Here is a 22,041-nt window from a genome sequence, read left to right as displayed (position 1 = left end):
CCACCGAGCTGCGGTGATCCGTACCTGGAAAAAGTCAGCGGGGCAGGCCGGAGGCGCGCCACGCGCCGGGGCCGGCGGCGACGGCCGCGCCGGCCGCGCCGGCCGGTCGCGCGCTGCGCGCCCAGGCCGAGACGGCGGCCGGCGCGGGGGCGGCGGCCGGCCGGGACCGCACGGCGATCGCGCCCACCAGGGCGGCCAGCTCCTCGGCGGTCGGTACGCCGCGGACGACCCGGAACAGCGGCTCTTCGGCAGACATGCCGTCAGCGTACGCGTCGAGAAGTTGACCTACGCCGCACAGTGGCGTGCCGCCGGTGTGACAGTCGGGGGCTCCGGGTACCGTCTCTGCGATGTCGAACCCGCTTCCCCAACTCGTCGCTGACCGATACCGGCTGATATCGCCGCTCGGTCAGGGTGGCATGGGTCGGGTGTGGAAGGCGCGCGACGAGGTGCTGCACCGGGACGTGGCGATCAAGGAACTGGTCCCGCCGCCCAGCCTCACCAACGACGAGCGCCGTGAGATGCGCGAACGTTCGCTGCGGGAGGCGCGGGCCATCGCCCGGCTCAACCACATCAACGTCGTCCGCATCTTCGACGTGCTGCGCACCGACGGCGACCCGTGGATCGTCATGGAGTACGTGCCGTCGAAGTCCTTGCAGGACACTCTCGCCGAGGACGGCCCGGTGCCGCCCGCCCGCGCGGTGGAGATCGGGCTCGGCGTGCTCGGTGCGCTGAAGGCGGCGCACAAGGCCGGCGTGATGCACCGCGACATCAAGCCGGGCAACGTGCTGCTCGGCAACGACGGCCGGGTGGTGCTGACCGATTTCGGTCTCGCCACCATCCCCGGCGACCCGAACGTCACCCGCACCGGCATGGTGCTCGGCTCGCCCGCGTACATCGCGCCGGAGCGGGCCCGCGACGGCACCGCCGGGCCGGAGGCCGACCTCTGGTCGCTGGGCGCCACCCTCTACGCGGCGGTGGAGGGCAAGTCGCCGTACGCCCGGCCGTCGGCGATCGCCACGCTGGCCGCGCTGGCCACCGAACCGCTGCCGCCGCCGAAGAACGCCGGGCCGCTCAAGCCGGTGCTCAACGGCCTGCTGCGCAAGGACCCGAACGACCGGATCACCGCCGAGGTCGCCGAGCGGCTGCTGCGCCGGGCCGGCGGCAAGCGGTCGCGGACCATCCCGCTGCTCGACGGCGTACGCCGGCCGGGGCCGAACGGTCCGCGCGAACCGCGCCCGCCGCTGGTGCCCGCGCCGCGACCGGCGGAGGAGCACCGGCCGGTCAGCCCGCCGGCGCCCCGGGCGCCACAGACACCCGCCTCGGCGGCCGCTGCGGGGGCGACCGCGGAGGACGCCACCGCGAAGGTGCCGGCCGGGTCGGACGTCGCACCGACCGCGAAGGTGGAACCGCCGCCGTCCAGCGTGGACGCCGGTCCCACGACGAAGGTCGACCCGCCGGCGTCGGCCGCCGGCGGCACGAAGGCCGAGCCGCGTAAGCCGGTGAACCCCACCTCCGTGATGCCCGCGCCGGTGAGCCCGCCGTCCGGGCGCGCGCCGGTGCTGCCGTCCGACGGTACGAAGCCGGACAACACCCGGCGCAACGTGCTGATCGGGGTGGCGGTCGCGCTGCTCCTGCTCGGTCTGGTCGTGGTGGTCCCGCTGCTCAGCAGCGGCGACGACGAGAACCCGCAGGCCGACCCGACCGGTGCCGCGGCGACCTCGGCCCCGACGCAGGCCTCCGCGCCGGCCCCGCCCCCGCCGACCAGCGCCGCACCCAGCCCGACGCCGTCGGCCTCGGCCTCCGGGCTGGTCCTGCCGCCCGGCTGGAAACTGCACAAGGACCCGGCCGGCTTCACCCTGCCGCTGCCGGAGGGCTGGGTGCGCCGTAACGCCGGAACCGACACCGTCGTCTTCGACGAGCCCAACGGGGTGCGTGAGCTGCTCGTCCAGTGGACCAGCACGCCGAAGTCGGACGCGAAGGCCGACTGGGAGCGGATCGAGCCAGACCGCAGGAAGATCGTCAACAACTACGAGTACATCAGCATCGAACGCTGCGACTTCTGGAAGACCTGCGCGGACTGGGAGTGGCGGGAGACCCGCGACGGCACCCGGATCCGGGTCCGTAACCGTGGCTTCGTCACCGCCAAGAACCGTGGCTATGCCCTGCGCTGGGAGGTGGCCGACAAGGACTGGGCGGCCAACCTGCCCAACTTCGAGCTGATCGCGAAGGGCTTCGTGCCCGACCGCAAGGACTGATTCGGGCACTCGCGGGGGTGTCGGTCGGGTTCGCGATCGGCGTCGGCACGGTGCTGGCTCTGCTGGCCTTCGCCGCCCAGTTCGGCTACCTCAACCGCCAGTCGATCTCCCAGCCCGGCTAGGGACTACCAATTGGTTCGCATGGCCTCCCGTCCACCGGGGTATCTCATCCGGCACGACGGAAGGAGGTACGACATGGGCTACCGACGCAAGGACGCCCGTCCCCGGGTGGCACTGTGGATGCTGGTCGCGCTCGGCGACATCGTCCTGGTCCTGGTCAGCGTGGGGCTGCCGGTGCTGGTCGCGCTGCTCAGCGTCGTGACCGTCACCGTTGCCGGAGTGGCTGGCTGGCGGCTGTCGCGGCGCGGCGCCCTCGCCCGCGAGGACTCCCCGGTCCCGGCGATGAGCCGGCGACGGGCCTGACCCCGGGCGGCGTGGCGGCAGCCGGACCAGTTGTCCACCGTACGGTGACAGCCGATCCCGCTGCCGCCAACTGCCTCTCCAGGGGCGGATCAGGCGCGGGTCAGGTGTTGTTGGCCAGTGCGATCAGCCGGCTCCGGTCACCGTTCCAGTAGTTGCGGTCCACGTTGCCGGCGATGCCGGAGACGCTGCCGGTGCTGGTGTACTGCCAGAAGCTCCAGAACGGGGCGCCGGGCGGCAGGGTGCCGGGCGCACTCGCCCACCGAGCGATCCACAGCGGGTGGTTGCCCCACGGGCCGCTCCAACTGCCGGTGCAGGTGTTCCAGAAGCTGGTGGTGGTGTAGATGACCGCGTACCGGCCGGTGCGGGAGCGGTAGGTGTTCAGGAAGTCCTGCACCCAGTTGCGCATGCCGGTCGTGCTCAGGCCGTAGCAGTAGCCGCCGGAGTACGGGTTGGCCTCGAGGTCCAGCGCGGCGGGCAGGGTGCGGCTGTCGGCTGACCAGGCTCCGCCGTTGGAGGCCAGGTAGTTCGCCTGCACGGCGCCGGAGGAGATGTTGGGCCGGGCGAAGTGGTACGCGCCCCGGATGACGCCGGCGTTGTAGGCGGCCACGTAGTTCGTGTTGAACCGCGGGTCCTTGTAGCTGGTGCCCTCGGTGGCCTTGATGAAGGCGAACTGGATGCCGGCGTTGCGGACGCTGGTCCAGTTGATGGCCCCCTGGTAGTGGGACACGTCGATGCCAGGGACGGTGGCGGCCTGCGCGGGTCCCGCGGTGGCCACGAGCCCCGCCGCCGCGGTGGCGAGGACGGTCAGCCCGGCGGCGAGCATTCTGCGCAGCGATGATCTGGTACGGGTCATGGATGCCTCCAAGGACGCCGATGGAATTGACGCCTATCTTTGGAGGTAAGTGCCCTCGATCACAAGGGGCGCTAAAGAAATCTACATCGATGTTCGACATTGTTCTTGATGTGGCGAGTCGGCATCGACGCAGCGTGCCGACGGCGCGACATCGAGTGTTGTCGCCTTCGAGCAGCGGCAACCGGTCTCCGTCGGAACGAGCAGCGGATGGCGGTCGAGACGGCGGGGGCCGGTAGGCTCGCGCCCCATGGTGTCGATCGACGGGTTGACCGGACTCTGGGACCGCCTCTTCGGGGCGCAGCCGGATCCGCCGCCGCTGCTGGTGCTGCTCACCGCCGCCGTCGCCCTGGTGGTGGTCTCCACTCGGCTGCCCTGGCGGATCGCCCGCAACGCGGTCACCATCGCGCACGAGGGGGGCCACGCGCTGGCCGCCCTGCTCACCGGCCGCCGGTTGCGCGGCATCCGGCTGCACTCGGACACCTCCGGGCTGACCCTCTCGGCCGGCCGGCCGACCGGCCCCGGGATGATCCTCACGCTGCTCGCCGGCTACCTCGCCCCGCCGCTGGTCGGGCTGGCTGGGGCGTGGCTGCTCGGCGGCAACCGGATCACGCTGCTGCTCTGGGTCGCCGTGGCGCTGCTGCTCGCCATGCTGGTCATGATCCGCAACGTGTTCGGCGTCCTGTCGCTGCTGGTCACCGGCGGGATCGTGCTCGCCGTCTCCTGGTACGCCTCGCCGGAGGTGCAGGCCGTGTTCGCGTACACCGGGGTGTGGTTCCTGCTGCTCGGCGGCGTCCGGCCGGTGCTGGAGCTGCAACGGCTGCGGGGCCGGGGCCGGATGCCGGAATCCGACGCCGACCAACTGGCCGGGATCACCCCGCTGCCGGCGTTCTTCTGGGTGACCGTCTTCGCGCTGGTCAACCTGGTCACCCTGGCCGTCGGCGCGCTCCTGCTGGCCGGCCCGATCCTCACCGACGCCGGCCTCACGCTCTGAGCCCACGGTCGCCGGTCACCGGCACGAACGCCGGTGACCGGCACGAGCGCCGGTGACCGGCACGAGCCGCGACGAGCGGCACGAGCGTCGGCCAGGAGGCGGGACGACCGAGCTGGTCGAGCGGAACCGGGCGGCGTACGAGCGCGCGCGTGCCCGGGTCGACGGGCCGGGCTGAGCCCCGTTGGTACCAGGCAGAATGGGGCCGTGCGGTATGTGATCATCGGGGCGGGCGCGGTCGGCGGCACCATCGGCGTACGGCTGGCGGAGGCCGGCCACGACGTCACCCTGGTGGCCCGCGGCGCGCATCTGGACGCGATCCGGCAGCGAGGTCTGACCCTGCGCCAGCCTGAGCGCGAGCAGACCGCCCGGCTGCCCGCCGTGGACCGGCCGGGTGACCGCCCGCTGCCCGCGGACACCGTGCTGGTGCTGACCGTCAAGTCGCAGGACACCGTCGGCGCGCTGGCGGCCTGGGCGGACGCGCCGGTGGCCGGCGGCGGTACGGCGGGCGAGCGACTGCCCCTGTTCATCGCGCAGAACGGGGTGGCCAACGAACCGGCCGCGCTGCGGCTCTTCGCCGAGGTGCACCCGGTCTGTGTCTGGCTGCCCGCCACCCACCTGGAGCCGGGCGTGGTGGTGGCCAACGGCCACCCGCACCCGGGGATGCTCCACCTGGGTCGCTACCCCACCGGCTCGGACGCGGTCGACCGGGCCGTCGCCGCCGACCTGACCGGCGCCGGTTTCGTCGCCCCGGTCCGCGACGACGTGATGCGCTGGAAGTACGGCAAGCTGCTGGCCAACCTCGGCAACGGCCTGCAGGCGCTGCTCGGCCGGGACATCCCTGACGACCTGGCCGGCCGGGTCCGCGCGGAGGCCGAGGCGGTGCTCGCCGCCGCCGGCATCGCGCACACCAGCCGGGCCGAGGAGGTGGCCGAGCGGGGTGACCTGGTGCAGCACCGGCCGGTCGGCGGTGCGGAACGGGCCGGCGGCTCCACCTGGCAGAGCCTCGCCCGCGGCGCCGGCTCGGCCGAGGCCGACCACCTCAACGGCGAGATCGTGCTGCTCGGCCGGCTGCACGGCGTACCGACGCCGGCCAACGCGGCAGTGCAGGTCGCGGTCCGCCGCGCGGTGCGGGAGCGGATCCCGGCCGGCGGGTTCCCGCTCGCCGAGCTCACGAAGATGATCGGCTGAGCCGGCAACCGATGGCACCGGGTCGCGCGTGTCCTCTGCGACCGCCACGGGGGAGGTAACCAGGTGTCGGACGTCGACGAGTTCGACGAGTTCTACCGCGGCAGCCGGCAACGGCTGCTCGGCTTCGTCTACGTGCTCACCGGCGACTTCGCCGAAGCGCAGGACGCGGTCCAGGAGGCGTTCATCCGGGCCTGGCAGCGCTGGTCGACGGTCAGCCGGTACGACGAGCCGGAGGCGTGGGTGCGGGTGGTGGCGACGCGGATCGCGGTGAGCCGGTGGCGCAGCCTGCGCAGCCGGGCGCGGGCCTACCTGCGGCACGGCGCCACCGAGAGCGTCCCCGGGCCGGACACCGACACCGTCGAGGTGGTCGCCGCGCTGCGCCGGCTGCCCGAGGAGCAGCGCACCGCCATCGCGCTCTACTACCTGCTCGGGATGCCGGTCGCCGAGGTGGCCCGGGAGACGGCCGCCCCGGTCGGCACGGTCAAGGCCCGACTCTCCCGGGGGCGGGCCGCGCTCGCCGGGCTGCTCGCCGTCGCTGACCTGGAGGAGGCCGCCGATGCGTGAGGACGTGACGGTCGTCGACCAGCTGAACCGCGCGCTGCGGGAGGTCCAGTGGCCGGAGCCGGCCGAGATTCGGGCCCGGGCCCGGCGGCGCAGCCGCCGCACGGCGGCCGGCGCGGCGACCGCCGTGCTCGTCCTGGTCACCGGTCTCGGGTACGTGGCGGCGGACCGCTCGGCGCTGCCCGCGCCGCTGGTCGCCGCTACCCCCGGGCCACCGACGCCACCGGCGACCGCCGGGCTGACCGAGATCCCGCAGGAAGCCCTGCTCGACCCCCGGGACGTGCCGCTGAAGACCGGTACGCGCCTCGGCGCCGCCGGCCTGCGGGAACCGGTGCGGGTCGACCCGGTGCTGGAGTCCTGCGGCCGCCAACGGGGTGTTGCGTCGACCGCGCCCACCTCCCGCTACTCGCGGTCGCAGACCCTGCTGCCGCCGGCGACCGGCCGGACGGGCCAGCGCCCGGTGCTCACCCAGGACGTCTACCGGGTGGAACCGGACCAGAGCCCGGCGGTCTTCGGCCTGGTCAAGCTGCTGCTGCACGCCTGCGCGGAATGGGAGTTCACCGGTTCCGCCGTGCTGAACGGCCGGGTGGTGCCGACCGTGAACCCGCACCGATGGGAGACGCCGGTCAGCGGCTTCGCCGGCGACGAGTCGGTGATGGTGCGGCACGTCCCGCTGGCGCCCCGCAGCCGCACCGGCGGGAAGCCGGTCGCGGCGACCCCGCCGGTCGAGGTCACCATGGTGGTGCGGGTCGGCGATCTGGTCACCGTGGTCGCCACCGGCCCGGACACCGTCAAGGACACGGTGGACGGCGCCCGACCCGACGGCCTCAGCTACACCGACCTGGAGGTGCTGGGCAGGACCGCGGCGCGCCGGATGTGCGTGGCGGCCAACCCCGGCTGCTGACCGCCGGCCACGATCCGCGCGGTCTCCGGGCAACTCCGGAAGCCGCGCGGCGGGACGGTGCTCAGAGCGGGATGTTGCCGTGCTTCTTGGGCGGCAGGGTCTCCCGCTTGGTACGCAGCACGCGAAGGGCGCGGACGATCTGGGCGCGGGTCTCGTGCGGCGGGATCACCGAGTCGACGTAGCCACGCTCGGCCGCGATGTACGGGTTCGCCAGGGTGTCCTCGTACTCGGCGATCTTCTCGGCGCGCACCGCGGCCGGGTCCTCGGAGGCGGCCAGCTCCTGCCGGTAGAGGATGTTCACCGCGCCCTGCGCGCCCATCACCGCGATCTGGGCGGTCGGCCAGGCGAAGTTCAGGTCCGCGCCGAGGTGCTTGGAGCCCATCACGTCGTACGCCCCGCCGTACGCCTTGCGGGTGATGACGGTGACCTTCGGGACGGTGGCCTCGGCGTACGCGTAGATGAGCTTGGCGCCGCGGCGGATGATGCCGTCCCACTCCTGGCCGGTGCCGGGCAGGAAGCCGGGCACGTCCACGAAGGTCAGCACCGGGATGTTGAACGCGTCGCAGGTGCGCACGAAGCGGGCGGCCTTCTCGCTGGCGGCGATGTCCAGCGTGCCGGCGAAGTGCATCGGCTGGTTGGCCACCACCCCGACCGGCCGCCCCTCGACCCGGCCGTAGCCGATGACCAGGTTCTGCGCGTAGAGCGGCTGGACCTCCAGGAACTCGCCGTCGTCCAGGACGTGCTCGATCACTCGGTGCATGTCGTACGGCTGGTTCGCCGAGTCCGGGATCAGCGTGTCCAGCTCGCGGTCCTCGTCCGTGATGTCGAGGTCGGCGTCCACCGGGTACACCACCGGCTCGTCCAGGTTGTTCGACGGCAGGTACGACAGCAGCGCCTTGACGTACTCGATCGCGTCCTCCTCGTCGGTGGCGAGGTAGTGCGCGTTGCCGCTGCGGGTGTTGTGCGTCCGGGCGCCGCCCAGGTCCTCCATCGCCACGTCCTCGCCGGTGACCGTCTTGATGACGTCCGGACCGGTGATGAACATGTGCGAGGTCTGGTCGACCATCACGGTGAAGTCGGTGACCGCCGGGGAGTAGACCGCGCCGCCCGCGCACGGCCCCATGATCAGGGAGATTTGCGGGATGACGCCGCTGGCCCGCACGTTGCGGAAGAAGATCTCGCCGTAGAGGCCGAGCGAGGCGACGCCCTCCTGGATCCGGGCGCCACCGGAGTCGTTGATGCCGATGACCGGGCAGCCGATCTTCATGGCCAGGTCCATCACCTTGACGATCTTCTCGCCGAAGACCTCGCCGAGCGAGCCGCCGAAGACCGTGAAGTCCTGGGCGAAGACGCAGACCTGCCGGCCGTCGATGGTGCCGTAGCCGGTGATGACGCCGTCGCCGTACGGGCGGGTCTTCTCCAGCCCGAAGTTGGTGGACCGGTGCCGGGCCAGTTCGTCCAGCTCGACGAAGGAGCCCTCGTCGAGCAGCAGCTCGATCCGCTCCCGGGCGGTCTTCTTGCCCCGCGCGTGCTGCTTCTCCACCGCCCGCGCCGATCCGGCGTGCACCGCCTCGTCGACCCGGCGCTCCAGGTCCGCCAGCTTGCCCGCGGTGCTGTGGATGTTGATCCCGGTCTCGGTAGTCACCCAGGGAATATAACGATGGTTCAGGTCGTCGCCGCTGTGCAGTTCGCCTCAGCTTGGTCGCGGCGACCCGGCGAGCCCGCCGACGGGCGGGCCGTAGGCTGGCGGAATGCCGGGCTCGCCGTACACCGATCTGGACCGCCCGCCGCTGTCGGCGGCGCGGCTGCGGCGGGCGTTGGTCGCCCCGCACGGGCCGTGGAACCGGCTGGAGCTGCGGGCCGAGACCGGCTCGACCAACGCCGACGCGGCCGAGGCGGCGCTGGCCGGTGAGCCCGAGGGCCTGGTCGTGGTCGCCGAGCGGCAGACCGCCGGGCGCGGCCGTCGGGGCCGGGTCTGGCAGTCGCCGCCGCGGGCCGGCATCGCGACCAGCGTGCTGCTGCGGCCCGGCGAGGCCGTTCCGGAGCGCCGCTGGCCGGCGGCGCCGTCCGCCGGGTACGGCTGGCTGCCGCTGCTGGCCGGCGTGGCGCTGGTCGAGGCGGTGGCTCGGCTGGCCGAGCTGGATGCCGGCCTGAAGTGGCCGAACGACCTGCTGGTCGGCGACGCGAAGTGCGCCGGGATCCTGGCCGAGGCGGTGCCGGCGGCCCGGCCCGGCGACCTGCCCGCGATCGTGCTCGGTGTCGGGCTGAACGTCACGCTGCGCGCCGACGAGCTCCCGGTGAACCCGACCGGGCTGCCCGCCACCTCGCTCCAGTTGGCGGGCGCGGCGGCGACCGACCGGGATCCGCTGCTGCGGGCCCTGTTGCGCGCGGTCGCCGACTGGTACGACCGCTGGCGCACGGCCGGCGGCGACGCGGTGGCCAGCGGGCTGCGCGACGCCTACCTGGCCGCCTGCGTCACGGTCGGCAAGGAGGTACGGGTGCTGCTGCCGGACGGCACGGACGTCACCGGCCTGGCCGCCGGGGTGGATTCGGACGGCCAACTCCTGGTCCAGACCCCCACGGGTGAGCGCCACCTGGCCGCCGGCGACGTCCTGCACCTCCGCTGACCTCCTCGGTGATCCAGCGGTAGGCGCCCCGGCGGAAGGGGCGGAAGACGTGCACGAGGGGCGGTAGGTCCAAGATCGCGCGAGTGGGCGCGTGCCGCCCGCGCGGCTGATGTCGGGGCGGGCGCTGACCGGTTACGGTCAGCGCGTCCGTTCCTGCGAGGAGGTTCCCGTGGCGTTCCCCGAAGACGTGCTCACCGAGGACGAGCACGTCGTGCTGCACCTGCACCCGCACTGGAAGGCCCTGATCCGGCCGGTGGCGGTGCTGGTGCTCGCCGTCGGCGCGGTGGTGGCCGGGCTGGTCCTGCTGCCGTCCGGCGGGGGTGGCTCGATCGCGCTCGCCGTGATCGGGGTGCTGGCCCTGGTGGCGGTGCTCTGGCTGGCGCTCTGGCCGTTCCTGGTCTGGCGCACCACGCACTACCTGTTCACCAACGAGCGGGTGCTGCTCCAGCAGGGAGTGCTCTCCCGGGACCGGCGGGACATCCCGCTCACCCGGATCAACGACCACGCGATGAGTCAGCGCTTCATCGAGCGTCTGCTCGGCTGCGGCACGCTGACCATCGAGTCGGCCGGCGAGCGTGGCCAGTCCGTGCTGCACGACGTGCCCCGGGTCGGCCAGGTGCAGACCAAGCTCTACGAGCTGGTCGAGGCGCACCACGACAAGCACTCGCTCGGCGACTCGGAGATGCGCGAGATCCTCGCCGACCTGAACGAGGGCAAGCCGCTGCGCGATCCCACTGCCTGATCCACTCCGTCCCGCTCGCCCCGCGGGCGGGCGGCGTGCGGTCAGCGGCGCGGGGTGCGGCGGGAGGCGGCCTGCAGTTCGGCGGCGAGCTCGGCCTCGAGTTCGCGATCCAGGGCGCCGACGCCGGCGTCGAGTGGAACCGGGCGGCCCTGCACCGGGGCGCCCGGGCCGTGCGCCGGCTCGGCGGCCGGTCCGCGTCTCGCGCCGGACGGTGGCGGCTGGACCTCCTCCAACTCGGAGATCGACTCGGCCAGCTCGGCCACCGGGTCCAGCTCGGCGATGTTGTCCCACTCGTCGCGCGGGATGCTGTGCCAGGTCGGCTGGGCCTCGGCCGGCGCCGGCTGGAAGACGAAGGTGCGGTACGACCAGAACCGGAACAGCGTGGCCAGCAGCACGCCGCCGGTCTTCGCCACGTTCAACGCGAGTAGGCCGGTCACGCCCAGGCCGTACTTGGCCAGCGCGAGCACACCCAACTCGATGAGCAGGCCGGTGGCATTGAACAGGAAGAACAGGGCGTATTCGCGCCGCAGGGCCGATTTAGGGCGATCCCGGTACGTCCAGTGCCGGTTCATCAGATACGAGGTGATCGTCGCCACCACTGTGGCGATGACCGTCGCCTTCAGTTGACCGTCGACAAAAACGGTGAGTGCCAGCGCATTGAACACCGCGTAATTGATGACTGTGTTGATGCCGCCGACGATGCCGAATTTGAGCGCCTCGTGGATGAACTTCTGCCAGCGCTCGGGCAGCAGACGGACAAGACGCATGCGGAACACCTTAGGCCAGTGGATGGGGCCGGGAGGGGCCGGCCGGACGAGGTGGGCGGCAGGTCACGCCCCGGGTCGGTCGTGCGTCACTTCCGGAACGGTCGGAGTTCCCGCTTCCACGAAGACGAACCGTCGATACGACCAGAACCGGAACAGCGTGCCGAGCCCGGTGCCGACGATGAAGCTGGCGATGTTGTCCGCCAGCGGGGTCTGGAACACCTCCGGCCAGATGCTGCCGAGCCCGTAACGGCTCACCGCGAGGCAGGCGACCGCGATGCCCAGGCCCACCCCGTTGAAGAAGAAGAACAGTGCGTATTCGCGGGCCGGGTTGGCGCCGCGGCGGTGCCGCCACGTCCAGAACCGGTTGCCGAGGAAGGCGACGGTGGCCGCGATGACGGTCGAGATGGTCTTCCCGATGACCGGCTCGACGTCCCGTACGCCCGTCAGGTAGTTGAACAGCGCGAAGTCGATGAGGAAGGCGATCCCGCCCACCGTGGCGAACTTGCTCAGCTCCCGGACGAGATGACCGAACCGGTCCAGCAACGAGCGGACGAGACCCGGGCGCTTCCCCCGAGAGCTCGGCTCCTGCCGGGAGCTCGGCTCCCCGGTCATCGTCGCGGCCACGGAGCGAGCGTACCGGCTGTCGTCACCCGGTACGGGTAGCAACGGCGAGCCGCCGCGGCGGGTGCGATGTCGATGAACGGAGCGTAACCGTCCGGAGGGGAATCCGGCGCCGGTTCGCGGGTAACCATCCGCCGTGAGCCGGTCGTACCGAGACGCCCCGGCGGGTCTGGCGATCCGCCGTCGGTCGAGGGTGCACGACAGGATTTGCGTGAAACTGCGCGCGAAAGCGGGTATTAGCTCGTGATGCCGCAGCGTGGCCGTACCTTGTGCAGTTCTTCACAACCAGTACCACTGACTGGCGAGGTCCACCGGTTTACGCTGAGCCCAATCCCAGGTTTCCACGAAGGCGACGCATCGCGCCGCCGAGACTCGTGCATCCCATAGACCGGTCAGCGTCGACCACAAGGAGATGTGTCATGGTTGCTCCGGCTACCGTTCGGGGTATCGATCAGGCCCCGACGTCCCACCCCAAACTTCTCGCCTGGGTCCGTGAGGTCGCCGAACTGACCACCCCCGACCGGGTGGTCTGGGTGGACGGGTCCGACGAGGAATGGCGTCGGCTCACCGACGAACTGGTCGAGGCCGGCACCCTGATCCGGCTCAACCCCGAGAAGAAGCCCAACTCGTTCTACGCGCGCACCGACCCGACGGACGTCGCCCGGGTCGAGGAGCGCACCTTCATCTGCTCCGTCGACGAGGCGGACGCCGGTCCCACCAACAACTGGATGGCGCCGGCCGAGATGAAGCGGACGATGACGGAGCTCTACCGCGGGTCGATGCGCGGCCGCACGATGTACGTCATCCCGTTCTGCATGGGCCCGGTCGAGGCCGAGAACCCCATGTTCGGCGTGGAGATCACCGACAGCCCGTACGTGGTCGCCTCGATGCGCATCATGACCCGGATGGGGTCGAAGATCCTCGAGGCGATGGGCGACGACGCGGACTTCGTCCACGCGCTGCACTCGATCGGCGCCCCGCTCGCTCCCGGCCAGCAGGACGTGGCCTGGCCGTGCAACGAGACGAAGTACATCTCGCACTTCCCGGAGACCCGGGAGATCTGGTCGTACGGCTCCGGCTACGGCGGCAACTCGCTGCTCGGCAAGAAGTGCTACTCGCTGCGGATCGCCAGCGTGATGGGGCGCGACGAGGGCTGGCTCGCCGAGCACATGCTCATTCTGAAGATCACCTCGCCGGAGGGCCGGGTCTACCACATCGCCGGTGCCTTCCCGTCGGCCTGCGGCAAGACCAACCTCGCCATGCTGGAGCCGACCATTCCGGGCTGGAAGGTCGAGACGATCGGTGACGACATCGCCTGGATGCGGTTCGGCCCGGACGGCCGCCTCTACGCGATCAACCCCGAGTACGGCCTCTTCGGCGTCGCGCCCGGCACCGACTGGAAGACCAACGCCAACGCGATGCGCACGCTCGACCGCGGCAACTCCATCTTCACCAACGTGGCCCTGACCGACGACGGGGACATCTGGTGGGAGGGCATGGGCGAGCCGCCGGCACACCTGATCGACTGGAAGGGCAACGACTGGACGCCGGAGAGCGACAGCCTCTCCTCGCACGCGAACAGCCGGTTCTGCACCCCGATCACGCAGTGCCCGATCCTCGCCGAGGACTACTACGACCCGAACGGCGTGCCGATCGACGCGATCCTCTTCGGTGGCCGCCGCCGGGACACCGTCCCGCTGGTGACCGAGGCGCGGGACTGGGTGCACGGCGTCTACATGGGCGCCACGCTCTCCTCGGAGACCACCGCCGCCGCCTCCGGCGCGGTCGGCGTGGTCCGGCGCGACCCGATGGCGATGCTGCCGTTCATCGGCTACCACGGCGGCGACTACTTCCGGCACTGGATCGAGATGGGCAAGGGCGCCGACGGCGACGAGTCCAAGCTGCCGAAGATCTACTACGTCAACTGGTTCCGCAAGGACCCGGAGGGCAACTTCCTCTGGCCCGGGTTCGGCGAGAACTCCCGGGTGCTCAAGTGGATCATCGAGCGGATCGAGGGTCGCGCCGAGGCGGTGGAGACCCCGATCGGCATGGTCCCGGCGCCGGACGCGCTCGACGTCGAGGGCCTGGACATGACCCCGGAGGACGTCCGGATCGCGCTCAAGGTCGACCCGGAGGAGTGGCGCAACGAGCTTCCGCTGGTCACCGAGTGGTTCGAGAAGTTCGGCGACAAGCTGCCCGGCGTGCTCTGGGCCGAGCTGGACGCGCTGCGCGCCCGGCTGGACGCGGAGCAGCCGCGCAAGTAGGTGTGACGGTTGCCCGTACCGGGCACCATCGGATCCCATGAGGACGGCCGCCGAGACCGAGGTCCGGCGGCCGTCCGCCGTCCGGGTGCTGACCGCGCTGCTCGCGCTGACCGCGGCGGCCACCGTCGTGGTCGAGCTGCTCAACTGGTGGTACGCCCCGGAGCAGGGTTTCGGGCTGGCCGTCCGGACCGGCTGGGCGATGCTGCGGTCGCTGGGCTTCCTGCTGCTGATCGGGCATGTCCGGCGCGGCCGGACGGTGGCCCGCCCGTTCGGGCTGATCCTCGCGGTGACCACGGTCTTCGCGGTCGGCCGGCTGATCGTCCCCCGGCAGGGGGTGCCGCCGCTGCCGGGGCTGGCCGGCTTCGCCGCGCTCAGCGCGCTCTGCGCGGCCGTGGTCTGGCTGCTCTACCGCTCGCCGGCGCTGGCCGGGCACCTGGTGCGGCACCGGCCCCGGCTGGTGATCGACCGTTCGGGCATCTCCTGGCGGGAGACCCCGCCGCGCCGACCGCAGGTCAGCGGCTGGCTGCTGACCAGCCGCGTCGCCGCGTTCACCTACAGCCCGCTGATGCTGGTCCCGGCGCTGGTGGCCACCGCCGCGATCCTGGACGGCCGGCTGGCCGCCGCCCCGGCGGTGCTGTTCTGGTTCGGCGCCGGCATCGCGACCAGCTACGCGGTGCTGCTCTGCACCGCCTTCCTGATGCGCGGCAAGCGGTGGGCCCGCACCCTGCTGGTGGTGGTCACCCTCGTCGTGCTCGCCGTCGACCTGCCGCTGTGCTGGTGGCTGCTCGGCCTGGACGGCCTGGTCCGCGACGGCGGGCCGCTGGTCGCGGCGGCCGGCCTGACCCTCTACGGGCTCCGGCGCGCCACCCGCGCCGAGCGCACCCCTCCGGCCTGACCCGCCGGGCCTGCGCTCATCGGGCACTCGTCGCACGGCGGGAAGTACCGGGCGGCACCTCCTTGGCTCTGCTTCAATCCACGCAACACCCGCGACCTCCTTCCTGGGCGGTGGTTGAAGCAGTGCAAAGGGCTTTCCCGCGCGGTGGTTCAAGCAGTGCAGAGGGGCCGGGGAGGCATCGGGCGTCGATCGCGGCCGGCCCGGCGACGGCCGCCGGGAGGAGGCGGGTGCGGTGAGCGACGAGTTCGACGTGGTGGTGGTCGGAGCGGGTCCGGCCGGCGCGGCCGCGGCGCTGGCGGCCCGCCGCAGCGGGGCCCGGGTGCTGCTGCTGGACCGGGCCGACTTCCCGCGGGACAAGGCGTGCGGGGACGGCGTCGCCGCGCACGCGCTGGACGTGCTCGCCGACCTCGGGGTGCCCGACGCGGTCGCCGGCTACCCGCCGCTGCCCGCGCTGCGGCTGGTCGGCCCCGGTGGCGGCGCCGTTGCCCGGGCGCTGCCCCGGCCCGCTCACACGGTGCCTCGGTCGGTCTTCGACGCCCGGCTGGTGTCGGCGGCGGTGGCGGCCGGCGCGCGGCTGCGCCGGCACGCGGTGCGCCGGGTCGAGGTCCGCGCCGACCGGGTGGTGCTCGACGGGGAAGTGGCCGCGCGGGCCGTGGTCGGCGCCGACGGCGCCGGGTCGGTGGTGCGGCGGGCGCTCGGCCACCCGATGAACCCCGACCGGCACCTGGCGCTGGCCATCCGGGGGTACGCCCCGGCCCTGCCCGGCCCGCCGGAGCAGCTCATCGTCACCTCGGCGCCGCGCTGGCCGGCGTACGCCTGGTCGTTCCCGATCGGCGACGGCCGGGCGAACGTCGGGTACGGGGAGGTGTTGCGCGGCGAGCCGCTGACCCGCGCCCACCTGCTCGACCGGCTCGGCGCGCTGCTGCCCGGGACGGACCCGGCCACGGTCAGCGACCTGCGCGCCCACCACCTGCCGCTGTCCACCCACCGCCCGCCGCCCGGCCGGGGCCGGGTGGTGCTCGCCGGCGACGCGCTCTCGCTGATCAACCCGTTCACCGGCGAGGGGATCTTCTACGCCCTGCTCTCCGGGGCGCTGGCCGGCACGGCGGCGGCCGGCGCACCCGAGCAGGCCGCCCGCCGGTACGCCGCCGCGCTGCGTCGCCGCCTCGGCACCCACCTGCGGCACAGCTCGGTCGCGGCCTGGCTGGCCCGGCGGCGCCGGGTGGTCGACGCGGCGGTCCGCGCGGCCCGCCGCGACGACCGGACCTACCGCGCCATCGTGGAGCTGGGGCTGGGCGACGGCCGGCTGGACGCGCGGACCCTGGGCATGATCGGCATCGGTCTCTCGGCGTGGGAACGGGCTCCGGGGCCGTGACCGGCCCGGCAGGTCGCTACGCTGCAAGGTGATGACGCTGCGGAACCTTATCTACTCGGTGTACGAGCGCCGGCTGACGGCGAAGCTCGCGGGCAAGCCGGTGCCCCGGCACGTCGGCGTGATGTGCGACGGCAACCGCCGGTGGGCCAAGGAGATGGGCTACGTCGACCCGAACGACGGGCACCGGGTCGGCGCCGCCAAGATCAAGCACGTGCTGGGCTGGTGCGACCAGGCCGGCATCGCGCACGTCACGCTCTATCTGCTCGCCACCGACAACCTGCGCCGGCCGGCCAGCGAGCTGGACCCGCTGCTGGAGATCATCGAGCGCCTGGTGGTCGAGCTGGCCGAGGAGGGCAACCCCTGGCGGCTGCGCATGGTCGGCGCGCTCGACGTGCTCCCGGCGCAGACCGCCGCCTCGCTCAAGGCGGCCGAGGAGCGCACCCGGGAGCGCAGCGGCGGGGCCGAGGTCAACATCGCGGTGGGCTACGGCGGCCGGCGGGAGATCACCGACGCGGTGCGCTCGCTGCTGCTGGAACACGCCGCCGCCGGCGGCACCATCGAGGAGCTGGCCGAGGTGCTGGACGTCGAGCACATCGCCGAGCACCTCTACACCCGCGGCCAGCCCGACCCCGACCTGGTCATCCGTACCAGCGGCGAGCAGCGGCTCTCCGACTTCATGCTCTGGCAGTCGGCGCACTCCGAGTTCTACTTCTGCGAACTCAACTGGCCCGACTTCCGGCACATCGACTTCCTCCGGGCGCTGCGCTCGTACGCCAACCGCCAACGCCGCTACGGCGCCTGACCCCCGGTCCGACCCGGCGGGTCGGGCTCAGGGCGTGGTCAGCGCAGGTGGTGGGCGGCCTGGGTGAGGAAGTCGCCCAGGGCGGCGGGGGAGTCGATGGTGAGATCGGCGGCGGAGGCGACCTCCTCACCGGTTTCCGGGTTGGCGACGGCGACGCAGACGCCGTAGAAGGCCGGATCGGCGGCGGCCCGGGCGCGCAGCGCGGCGAACGCCTTGATGTCGGAGACGTCGTCGCCGAAGTACCAGGCCGCCCCGGCGTCCCGGATCACCTCGCCGATCACCAGCCCCTTGTCCTGGTCGACCGGGGGCTTGAGCTCCAGCACCATCCGGCCGGCCTGCATCCGCAGCCCGAGCCGCTCGGCCTGGGCCCGGCCCCACTCCTCGACGGCGCCGGCGAGCTGGGGCGCGGTGCGGTAGTGCAGCGCCACGGAGAGCCGCTTGTACTCGACCAGGGCGCCGGGCGGCAGCTCGGTCCGGGCCAGGTCGGCCAGTTCCGCCATGGTCGGCACCCAGGGCAGCGCGGCCGGCTCGGTCACCGTCTCGCCGCCGGAGTGGCTGTGCTCCAGCCCGTAGAGGCCGTAGAGGTCCACACCGGTGAGCCCGCCGAAGTGGTCACGGAGGAACTCGACCGGCCGGGCGGAGACGATCGCGATCCGCCGGACCGCCGGCGCGAGCGCCTCGATCGCCTCGAGCACCTTCGGCGCCGGCCGCACCGCGGTCGGGTCGTCGCCCACCGGGGCGAGGGTGCCGTCGAAGTCGAAGAAGAGCACGGTCTCGGCTGCCCGGGGCGCGGTCGTCCGCCACGCCTGGTCGACGTCCAACGGGGTCCTCGGCTGCTGGTTGCCCAGATTCAACGGCGGCACGCGCGACAGCGTACCCCGGCTCCGAGGGGTCATTCCTCGGCCGGAAAGACGGCCTGACGCGGGGAGGGTCAGCCTTCGGCGGCTCCCCGTCCCCGGCGCCCGAACGGCACCACGGCCGCGTCCTGGCCGTGGCTGAGCAGGTAGCCCTCCACGAAGCCGGTGTTCCGGTCGCCGGTGTGGGCCTCGATCTCGTTGAGTCGCGCCACCAGGAACTCGGTGAGCGCGCTGACCCGGTCGTTCAGCCGGTCGTGCAGCTCGGCGACGACGGCCAGGACGACCGCGGTGCCGGCGGTGGTGAGCGCGAAGAGATTGACGAGCACGGGAAGCTGCCCGCCGTCGACCGCGAGGGTCACCGCGTTCCCGGTCGCGCACAGTGTCAGCGACACGGTGGCCACTACGACTGCCAACCATTTCAGGGTCATGGACAGACCCCTCCTTCTGTCCCGCAGGGCTGGGTTCGGCCTTGTCCCGTCCCCCCGCCGACGACGAGCCCAAGCAGTACGAATAGGGACGCTAGCGCGCCTGTTCCGGCCCCGGAGCGAAACGAATGAGTCTGACCTGCTGTTCTTTCGCCATCTGAGGAACTACCCGGCTTGTTTCCCTCGCTTTCGGACATCGACCGGCAGGGTCGGGCGGTATGCGAGGTAACGGATGGTCTCTCGAATGTGGAACTTCTCCGCGTCGGAGACGTTGGGATCGACCAGCCGGCGCAGCAGCGCCTCGACGTCCGGGTCCATCGGCGGAGGCGTCGGGGCGCTGCGGGGGCGGGCGGCCCGGTCCCAGCCGAGCGCGGCGAACGCGGTGGCCGGGTCGAGGCCGAGGCCCTCGCAGAAGGCGACCACGCGTTCCGCTTCCGGGTCGCTGGCCCAGTCGCCGCGAACCCAGCGGTTGATGGTCTGTCGGGAGACTCCGGTGCGCCGGGAGACCTCGGTGCCGCTCCAGGCCCGGGTGGCGCGCGCCTCGTCGAGCGCGCGGCGGACGAAGGTGGCGAAGGCGATCTTCCGTGCGTTGGCCGTCTCGGTCACCTCGTGACGGTACGGCCAGTTCGTCGTCGACGGGCGTCCCGGCACGCTCCTGTCACGCTGACGTGACGGGATCTTCGGATTCCCGGTTAACGATCCAGTGCGCTTTTCGAGGGGTGTCACCCGGGCAGAATAGATGACCGTAGGTGCGGGGGTAAACGCACGAAAAGCTGATACTGTCACGCTCATGAGACAACCTACGGTGTGTCACGTGCTTGAGACGATCAGTGCTCACATGCGTCACGCCCCCGGCGCGAGGGGGGTGTGGTGACCGAGCTCGCTACCCGTGCCCAGGCATTCGCCCTGATCGCCGACGGGGTGGCCGCGGGCCTCAGCGCGCCGTGGCGCCTCTACCTCGCCCGGGGCTGCCGGTTCCTCTCCCTCAGCGTCGGCGACCGGGCCGAGTGGAACGCGTGGCGCACCCACCTCGGCTGCCCGGAACTCAGCGTTCGGGTCTACGACGCCGGCGGCGAGATCCGCCGGTCGTCGGTGGCCGAGGTGGTCCTCGACGGCTGCCGGATCAGCGTCGAGCTGGTCGAGGAGGTCAGCACGGACGACCTGGACCGGCTCCTGGTGGCCGATCCCACGTCGGTCGAGCCGGAGGAGCGATGACCCGGTACGCGCGGCCCACCGGAGCCGCCCGATGAGTCCCTTCCTCGCGGTCTTCCTCGTCCTCCTGCTCGGCTCGACGAGCTACGCGGCCGGGCGGCTGCACGGTCAGCTCAGCTACCGCATCGGCTACCGGTTCGGCTACCGGCAGGGCTACTTCGACGGCGACCGGGGCGCCTGGAACCGCCGTCGCCGGGACGCCCAGGCGGCCATCGCCTCCGCGCTGTCCACCCCGCCGCCGACCACCCGGGTCAGCGCCACGGTGGTCCGTCCGGGCACCACGTACACCGGATCGTCGTTCTCGGCGCCGGCCGCCCCGGTCACCGGGCGGCACCCGACCGGCACCCTCGTCCGACGGACCGGCTGAGCCCGGTCGACGGGGCACCCGAGAGCCCCGCCGGCCGGACCCAGGGCACGGTGCGTCGTCCGCGGCGGACACGCACCGTCGGGGCCACGTCAGACCGGTGACGGTGGTCCCGCCGGCCGGGATGCGCGCAGGGGGCATGCATCCCGGCCGGTTCCGCCGTGGCCAGGGCCGCAACCGTCCCGCGCCCCGGGTCACACGGCGTTGACGGGAGCGTTACCAGAGATCCACGATCGCCCCTCTAGCCGGGACGGTCGCACGCGGCTAGCGTCTAGGCATGGCACGGGGTTGTCCCGGGCCAGCCGGCCAGCCCGGACCTGCGACCTCGCACACGGGGCCCGCATCCGACCCCGTGTCCCCGGGCACCGGAGGAGGCGGAACGCGGGTGGCCGGGTGCCCATCCGCCGGAGCAGGCCTGTGACGACTCGCCGTACGACCGCCGGTGCCGACCAGACCCCGGCCGCGACTGCCACGACCCGCCGCGCCACCCGAAGCCGCCGTACGGCGGCCGCCGCGCCGGCCGACGCCAAGGAGCCCCGACCAGGAGGCCAGGCCTTCGTCCTGGACACCTCGGTACTGCTCTCCGACCCCGCGGCCTTCCACCGGTTCGCCGAGCACGAGGTGGTGCTGCCGCTGGTGGTGATCTCCGAGCTGGAGGGCAAGCGGCACCATCCGGAGCTGGGCTGGTTCGCCCGGCAGTCCCTGCGCATGCTGGACGAGCTGCGGGTGCGGCACGGCCGGCTGGACCGGCCGGTGCCCGCCAACGACGCCGGCGGCACGCTGCGCGTGGAGCTGAACCACACCGACGACGGGGTGCTGCCGCCCGGCTTCCGCAACGAGAGCAACGACGCCCGGATCCTCTCCGTGGCGCTGAACCTGGCCGCCGAGGGGCGCGAGGTCACCCTGGTCAGCAAGGACATGCCACTGCGGGTCAAGGCCGCGTCGGTCGGCCTGCGTGCCGACGAGTACCGGCACGGCCAGGCCAGCGATCCCACCTGGACCGGGATGTCCGAACTGGAGCTGGCCGAGGAGGAGATCGGCCGGCTCTACGCCGGTGAGACGCTCGACCTGGACGCCGCCGCCGGGCTGCCCTGCCACACCGGCCTGGTGCTGCAGTCCGCCCGGGGCTCCGCGCTCGCTCGGGTGCTGCCCGACAAGACGGTCCGGCTGGTCCGTGGCGACCGGGAGGCGTTCGGCGTGCACGGCCGCTCGGCCGAGCAGCGGATCGCCCTCGACCTGCTCCTGGACGAGTCGATCGGGATCGTGTCGCTGGGCGGCCGGGCCGGCACCGGCAAGTCGGCGCTCGCGCTCTGCGCGGGGCTGGAGGCGGTGATGGAGCGCCGCCGGCACCGGAAGGTGATCGTCTTCCGCCCGCTGTACGCGGTCGGCGGGCAGGAGCTGGGCTACCTGCCCGGCTCGGAGACGGAGAAGATGTCGCCCTGGGCGCAGGCGGTCTTCGACACCCTCGGCTCGGTGGTGCACGAGAACGTGCTGGAGGAGGTCACCTCGCGGGGCCTGCTGGAGGTGCTGCCGCTGACCCACATCCGGGGCCGTAGTCTGCACGACGCCTTCGTGATCGTGGACGAGGCGCAGTCGTTGGAGCGCGGGGTTCTGCTGACCGTGCTGTCCCGGATCGGTCAGGGTTCGCGGGTGGTGCTCACCCACGACGTGGCGCAGCGGGACAACCTCCGGGTCGGCCGGCACGACGGGGTGACCGCCGTCATCGAGGCGCTCAAGGGGCATCCGCTCTTCGCCCACGTCACGCTCAGCCGTTCGGAGCGTTCTCCGATCGCGGCGATGGTGACGGATCTGCTGGAGGACATCCCGACCTGACGGGCGATTGAAACCGGTTTGTCCGCATTTTCGTAGTGGCGCAAGTCACAATTGAGGCTCTTGGTTTCCCATCAGCCTCACT

General features: G+C 72.5%; 24 protein-coding genes and 1 pseudogene. 16 read left to right on the top strand and 9 right to left on the bottom strand.

Annotated elements, in window-relative coordinates; all coding sequences use genetic code 11:
- Positions 1–34 precede the first annotated feature (34 nt).
- Positions 35–256: an acyl-CoA carboxylase subunit epsilon gene (locus GA0070609_RS24895; protein WP_088996030.1), complete on the bottom strand. Its 222-nt coding sequence runs from the start codon at positions 254–256 to the stop codon at positions 35–37.
- A gap of 91 nt (positions 257–347) precedes the next feature.
- Here GA0070609_RS24895 and GA0070609_RS24890 point away from each other — a divergent pair, with 91 nt between their 5' ends.
- Both GA0070609_RS24890 and GA0070609_RS24885 read left to right on the top strand, forming a co-directional pair.
- Positions 348–2,255 carry a serine/threonine-protein kinase gene (locus GA0070609_RS24890; protein WP_088996029.1) on the top strand — a complete coding sequence of 636 codons (1,908 nt, stop codon included), beginning with the start codon at positions 348–350 and terminating at the stop codon, positions 2,253–2,255.
- Between the two features lie 195 nt (positions 2,256–2,450).
- Positions 2,451–2,678 carry a hypothetical protein gene (locus GA0070609_RS24885; RefSeq protein ID WP_088996028.1) on the top strand — a complete coding sequence of 76 codons (228 nt, stop codon included), beginning with the start codon at positions 2,451–2,453 and terminating at the stop codon, positions 2,676–2,678.
- Between the two features lie 100 nt (positions 2,679–2,778).
- On the opposite strand, the gene GA0070609_RS24880 is transcribed toward GA0070609_RS24885, so the two are convergent.
- Positions 2,779–3,531 (bottom strand): GH25 family lysozyme, encoded by a 753-nt coding sequence (locus tag GA0070609_RS24880; RefSeq protein ID WP_088996027.1) that lies wholly within the window; start codon positions 3,529–3,531, stop codon positions 2,779–2,781.
- Between the two features lie 247 nt (positions 3,532–3,778).
- Between GA0070609_RS24880 and GA0070609_RS24875 the strand changes: the two genes are divergently transcribed.
- The 5 genes from GA0070609_RS24875 to GA0070609_RS24860 all read left to right on the top strand — a co-directional run bounded on the left by GA0070609_RS24875 (position 3,779) and on the right by GA0070609_RS24860 (position 7,175).
- A complete protein-coding gene (locus GA0070609_RS24875; protein ID WP_088996026.1) occupies positions 3,779–4,522 on the top strand; it encodes a M50 family metallopeptidase in 744 nt (247 codons plus the stop codon).
- A gap of 52 nt (positions 4,523–4,574) precedes the next feature.
- Positions 4,575–4,697, top strand: coding sequence for a hypothetical protein (locus tag GA0070609_RS34945; RefSeq protein ID WP_269459261.1), 123 nt, complete (start codon positions 4,575–4,577; stop codon positions 4,695–4,697).
- A gap of 29 nt (positions 4,698–4,726) precedes the next feature.
- Positions 4,727–5,710 (top strand): ketopantoate reductase family protein, encoded by a 984-nt coding sequence (locus GA0070609_RS24870; RefSeq protein WP_088996025.1) that lies wholly within the window; start codon positions 4,727–4,729, stop codon positions 5,708–5,710.
- A gap of 63 nt (positions 5,711–5,773) precedes the next feature.
- Positions 5,774–6,274 (top strand): SigE family RNA polymerase sigma factor, encoded by a 501-nt coding sequence (locus tag GA0070609_RS24865; protein ID WP_088996024.1) that lies wholly within the window; start codon positions 5,774–5,776, stop codon positions 6,272–6,274.
- Complete coding sequence (locus GA0070609_RS24860) at positions 6,267–7,175, top strand: hypothetical protein (protein ID WP_088996023.1); 909 nt, start codon at positions 6,267–6,269, stop codon at positions 7,173–7,175. Before GA0070609_RS24865 ends, GA0070609_RS24860 begins: the two co-directional genes overlap by 8 nt.
- A 61-nt stretch (positions 7,176–7,236) precedes the next feature.
- Here GA0070609_RS24860 and GA0070609_RS24855 read toward each other — a convergent pair whose 3' ends face one another.
- The gene (locus GA0070609_RS24855) at positions 7,237–8,820 is read right to left on the bottom strand and encodes an acyl-CoA carboxylase subunit beta (protein WP_088996022.1); all 1,584 of its coding nucleotides are present in this window, start codon (positions 8,818–8,820) and stop codon (positions 7,237–7,239) included.
- 106 nt (positions 8,821–8,926) lie between these two features.
- Between GA0070609_RS24855 and GA0070609_RS24850 the strand changes: the two genes are divergently transcribed.
- Together GA0070609_RS24850 and GA0070609_RS24845 are read left to right on the top strand one after the other, a co-directional pair.
- Positions 8,927–9,802 (top strand): biotin--[acetyl-CoA-carboxylase] ligase, encoded by an 876-nt coding sequence (locus GA0070609_RS24850; RefSeq protein WP_088996021.1) that lies wholly within the window; start codon positions 8,927–8,929, stop codon positions 9,800–9,802.
- A gap of 169 nt (positions 9,803–9,971) precedes the next feature.
- Positions 9,972–10,544: a PH domain-containing protein gene (locus tag GA0070609_RS24845; RefSeq protein WP_088996020.1), complete on the top strand. Its 573-nt coding sequence runs from the start codon at positions 9,972–9,974 to the stop codon at positions 10,542–10,544.
- 41 nt (positions 10,545–10,585) lie between these two features.
- Here the strand turns inward: GA0070609_RS24845 and GA0070609_RS24840 are convergent, their stop codons facing one another.
- The 3 genes and pseudogenes from GA0070609_RS24840 to GA0070609_RS35280 form a co-directional block, all read right to left on the bottom strand.
- On the bottom strand, positions 10,586–11,311 hold the full coding sequence (locus GA0070609_RS24840; protein WP_088996019.1) for a GtrA family protein: 726 nt from the start codon (positions 11,309–11,311) through the stop codon (positions 10,586–10,588).
- 63 nt (positions 11,312–11,374) lie between these two features.
- The gene (locus tag GA0070609_RS24835; RefSeq protein ID WP_331716886.1) at positions 11,375–11,977 is read right to left on the bottom strand and encodes a GtrA family protein; all 603 of its coding nucleotides are present in this window, start codon (positions 11,975–11,977) and stop codon (positions 11,375–11,377) included.
- 141 nt (positions 11,978–12,118) lie between these two features.
- Positions 12,119–12,215: pseudogene (locus GA0070609_RS35280) on the bottom strand (GtrA family protein); the annotation flags it as partial.
- Between the two features lie 136 nt (positions 12,216–12,351).
- Between GA0070609_RS35280 and GA0070609_RS24830 the strand changes: the two are divergent.
- The 4 genes from GA0070609_RS24830 to GA0070609_RS24815 all read left to right on the top strand — a co-directional run bounded on the left by GA0070609_RS24830 (position 12,352) and on the right by GA0070609_RS24815 (position 17,268).
- Positions 12,352–14,196 carry a phosphoenolpyruvate carboxykinase (GTP) gene (locus GA0070609_RS24830; RefSeq protein WP_088996018.1) on the top strand — a complete coding sequence of 615 codons (1,845 nt, stop codon included), beginning with the start codon at positions 12,352–12,354 and terminating at the stop codon, positions 14,194–14,196.
- A gap of 37 nt (positions 14,197–14,233) precedes the next feature.
- A complete protein-coding gene (locus tag GA0070609_RS24825) occupies positions 14,234–15,091 on the top strand; it encodes a hypothetical protein (protein WP_088996017.1) in 858 nt (285 codons plus the stop codon).
- A gap of 232 nt (positions 15,092–15,323) precedes the next feature.
- Positions 15,324–16,466, top strand: a complete 1,143-nt coding sequence (locus GA0070609_RS24820) for a geranylgeranyl reductase family protein (protein ID WP_088996016.1) — start codon at positions 15,324–15,326, stop codon at positions 16,464–16,466.
- 31 nt (positions 16,467–16,497) lie between these two features.
- Positions 16,498–17,268, top strand: a complete 771-nt coding sequence (locus tag GA0070609_RS24815; RefSeq protein WP_088996015.1) for an isoprenyl transferase — start codon at positions 16,498–16,500, stop codon at positions 17,266–17,268.
- A 38-nt stretch (positions 17,269–17,306) separates the two neighbouring features.
- On the opposite strand, the gene otsB is transcribed toward GA0070609_RS24815, so the two are convergent.
- From otsB to GA0070609_RS24800, 3 genes are all read right to left on the bottom strand, one after another.
- Complete coding sequence (gene otsB / locus GA0070609_RS24810; RefSeq protein ID WP_088996014.1) at positions 17,307–18,131, bottom strand: trehalose-phosphatase; 825 nt, start codon at positions 18,129–18,131, stop codon at positions 17,307–17,309.
- Between the two features lie 68 nt (positions 18,132–18,199).
- Positions 18,200–18,553, bottom strand: a complete 354-nt coding sequence (locus GA0070609_RS24805; RefSeq protein WP_088996013.1) for a hypothetical protein — start codon at positions 18,551–18,553, stop codon at positions 18,200–18,202.
- A 162-nt stretch (positions 18,554–18,715) separates the two neighbouring features.
- On the bottom strand, positions 18,716–19,156 hold the full coding sequence (locus GA0070609_RS24800) for an XRE family transcriptional regulator (protein ID WP_088996012.1): 441 nt from the start codon (positions 19,154–19,156) through the stop codon (positions 18,716–18,718).
- A 264-nt stretch (positions 19,157–19,420) separates the two neighbouring features.
- Here GA0070609_RS24800 and GA0070609_RS24795 point away from each other — a divergent pair, with 264 nt between their 5' ends.
- The 3 genes from GA0070609_RS24795 (at position 19,421) to GA0070609_RS24785 (ending at position 21,959) form a co-directional block, all read left to right on the top strand.
- Positions 19,421–19,765: a hypothetical protein gene (locus tag GA0070609_RS24795; protein ID WP_088997948.1), complete on the top strand. Its 345-nt coding sequence runs from the start codon at positions 19,421–19,423 to the stop codon at positions 19,763–19,765.
- 31 nt (positions 19,766–19,796) lie between these two features.
- On the top strand, positions 19,797–20,129 hold the full coding sequence (locus tag GA0070609_RS24790; protein WP_088996011.1) for a hypothetical protein: 333 nt from the start codon (positions 19,797–19,799) through the stop codon (positions 20,127–20,129).
- Positions 20,130–20,543: 414 nt separating this feature from the next.
- A complete protein-coding gene (locus GA0070609_RS24785) occupies positions 20,544–21,959 on the top strand; it encodes a PhoH family protein (protein ID WP_088996010.1) in 1,416 nt (471 codons plus the stop codon).
- Positions 21,960–22,041 lie beyond the last annotated feature (82 nt).

This window comes from Micromonospora echinaurantiaca (assembly GCF_900090235.1).
GTDB classification, from domain to species: domain Bacteria; phylum Actinomycetota; class Actinomycetes; order Mycobacteriales; family Micromonosporaceae; genus Micromonospora; species Micromonospora echinaurantiaca.
Note: the sequence above shows the minus strand (reverse complement) of the source record. Positions and strands in the feature narration are given on the sequence as shown.

What these genes read in the sequence shown, in the direction of transcription:
- GA0070609_RS24895 (WP_088996030.1), bottom strand. Translation starts at nt 256, where the DNA reads ATGTCTGCCGAAGAGCCGCTGTTCCGGGTCGTCCGCGGCGTACCGACC.
- GA0070609_RS24890 (WP_088996029.1), top strand. Translation starts at nt 348, where the DNA reads ATGTCGAACCCGCTTCCCCAACTCGTCGCTGACCGATACCGGCTGATA.
- GA0070609_RS24885 (WP_088996028.1), top strand. Translation starts at nt 2,451, where the DNA reads ATGGGCTACCGACGCAAGGACGCCCGTCCCCGGGTGGCACTGTGGATG.
- GA0070609_RS24880 (WP_088996027.1), bottom strand. Translation starts at nt 3,531, where the DNA reads ATGACCCGTACCAGATCATCGCTGCGCAGAATGCTCGCCGCCGGGCTG.
- GA0070609_RS24875 (WP_088996026.1), top strand. Translation starts at nt 3,779, where the DNA reads ATGGTGTCGATCGACGGGTTGACCGGACTCTGGGACCGCCTCTTCGGG.
- GA0070609_RS24860 (WP_088996023.1), top strand. Translation starts at nt 6,267, where the DNA reads ATGCGTGAGGACGTGACGGTCGTCGACCAGCTGAACCGCGCGCTGCGG.
- GA0070609_RS24850 (WP_088996021.1), top strand. Translation starts at nt 8,927, where the DNA reads ATGCCGGGCTCGCCGTACACCGATCTGGACCGCCCGCCGCTGTCGGCG.
- GA0070609_RS24840 (WP_088996019.1), bottom strand. Translation starts at nt 11,311, where the DNA reads ATGCGTCTTGTCCGTCTGCTGCCCGAGCGCTGGCAGAAGTTCATCCAC.
- GA0070609_RS24830 (WP_088996018.1), top strand. Translation starts at nt 12,352, where the DNA reads ATGGTTGCTCCGGCTACCGTTCGGGGTATCGATCAGGCCCCGACGTCC.
- GA0070609_RS24825 (WP_088996017.1), top strand. Translation starts at nt 14,234, where the DNA reads ATGAGGACGGCCGCCGAGACCGAGGTCCGGCGGCCGTCCGCCGTCCGG.
- GA0070609_RS24815 (WP_088996015.1), top strand. Translation starts at nt 16,498, where the DNA reads ATGACGCTGCGGAACCTTATCTACTCGGTGTACGAGCGCCGGCTGACG.
- GA0070609_RS24805 (WP_088996013.1), bottom strand. Translation starts at nt 18,553, where the DNA reads ATGACCCTGAAATGGTTGGCAGTCGTAGTGGCCACCGTGTCGCTGACA.
- GA0070609_RS24790 (WP_088996011.1), top strand. Translation starts at nt 19,797, where the DNA reads ATGAGTCCCTTCCTCGCGGTCTTCCTCGTCCTCCTGCTCGGCTCGACG.